Raw genomic sequence first — 1,485 nt, forward strand, 5'->3', positions numbered from 1 at the left:
TTCGCGCTAGCGGGACGGAGTCCTTGAAGCCCCGCCCTCTGTCTGTAGGACGAGGGTTGGGGTGAAAGGCGGTCGTTGTTCTACAATCAACTCGGCTGTACAAAACGGCATTGTCTGTATGCCTACGGCACGGCTTCGCCGAACGTGGAGGGTTCTTGCGTAGGCTCCCTGCTTTCCTCTGCGGGACGGAGTCCTTTGAAGCGAAAAGCCCGCCCCGTACTGCCAGCAGTCGGGGTCGGGAGTATGTCACTACCTTCCCCCTCTTGCCCTCTTAAGGTTAAAAAGAGGTTAAGAAGCGAAACTGCTTTACCCCCTTCCAGGTTAAGTTGGGCTGGATCGCCCCTCGGGTAGGGAGTTTTTGTCTTCTTAGTTGCTTCGCTGTGCCTTCGGAGAGGAGAGGTTTGTCTATGGATGCCCTGTTGCCGGGTGACACCGGTGCGACTGCTGACGAGCAAAAGGGTGAACATAACCCAATCTCACTTTCCCCATTGTCTTCGTCCTCCCTAGCCCTCCAAGCCCATCAACTGTTGAGCCAGCAATGGCAGCGGCTGCAGAAACACGTAAAGCGAGTTCTGACCCAGCATCCAGAGGCGGCAGAATCTCTCCACCAAATCCGAGTGACCTTGCGCCGTATTGGCACTTGGGTGCAGGTGTTTCAGGGATCCGTCCGGCTGCCCAAGCCTCTCAAGCCCAAACGCCTGCAAAAGCTGGCCAGTGCTTTGGGCAAGCAGCGGGATCTGGACGTGCTGCTGGAAATCCTGCAGGAACCTTGCTGGGAAGGGATCCCGGCAGCCCAGCAGGCAGAACTGGAGAAGCTAAAACAAGATCTGCAGCAACGTCGAACCCAAGCCGAGAAACGCTCCCGCCGCATTCTTGAAGATGCTGACTTCCTGGCGTTTCAAGCTGCCTGCGAGCAGTGGCTGGCTCACCCCCGCTATAAGCCCCAGGCGGAGCTGCCTTTGCCGGAAAGCTTGCCCCACTTGCTGACTCCCCTGCTGGCCCAGTGGCTGCTGCAGCCAGGCTGGCGGATCCCTGCTTTCCCCGCAACGGAAGCCCAGGCTGAGCAACTGCACGAGCTGCGCAAGGCCACCAAACGGCTGCGCTATCAGGTGGAGTTTTTTGCGCCCTTTTACGGGGAAACCATGCAAGATTGGATAGCAACCCTGAAGTGCTTGCAGGATCAACTGGGCCGCTTTAACGATTTGCAGGTTTTGCAAGGCGAGCTGCCTGCAGACTCAGACCTACAAACCCTTCTCCAGGAACAACAAAAACTAGCCCTCCAGGAGTGGCCTGAGCACCAACAGCGCTGCCTGGCCTCTGCCGAGCAGCACCGGCTTTACTCTAATCTTTTCTCTGTTTCCAATTTCTTTCCAACTGGGGATCCCTAGGTTTCCAATTCTATAGATCCCCCCGAAGGAAAAACCCCGCCTTATTGGCGGGGGATTTTTTGTGGCTATAGGGTTTCCAATTTCTAGGGATCCCCCC

The 1,485-nt window shown here is 56.8% G+C and carries 1 protein-coding gene; it reads left to right on the forward strand.

Annotated features, from left to right (window positions below; translation table 11 throughout):
• Nucleotides 1-407 precede the first annotated feature (407 nt).
• Nucleotides 408-1,388, forward strand: coding sequence for a CHAD domain-containing protein (locus tag NW818_RS09025; protein ID WP_414380652.1), 981 nt, complete (start codon nucleotides 408-410; stop codon nucleotides 1,386-1,388).
• Nucleotides 1,389-1,485: the final 97 nt, after the last annotated feature.

Origin of the sequence: Synechococcus sp. R6-5 (genome assembly GCF_047461775.1) — a bacterium.
In the GTDB taxonomy this organism is placed as follows: domain Bacteria; phylum Cyanobacteriota; class Cyanobacteriia; order Thermostichales; family Thermostichaceae; genus Thermostichus.

Bases quoted from the DNA above. Each gene is read 5' to 3' on its own strand.
- NW818_RS09025 (WP_414380652.1), top strand. From the start codon at position 408: ATGGATGCCCTGTTGCCGGGTGACACCGGTGCGACTGCTGACGAGCAA.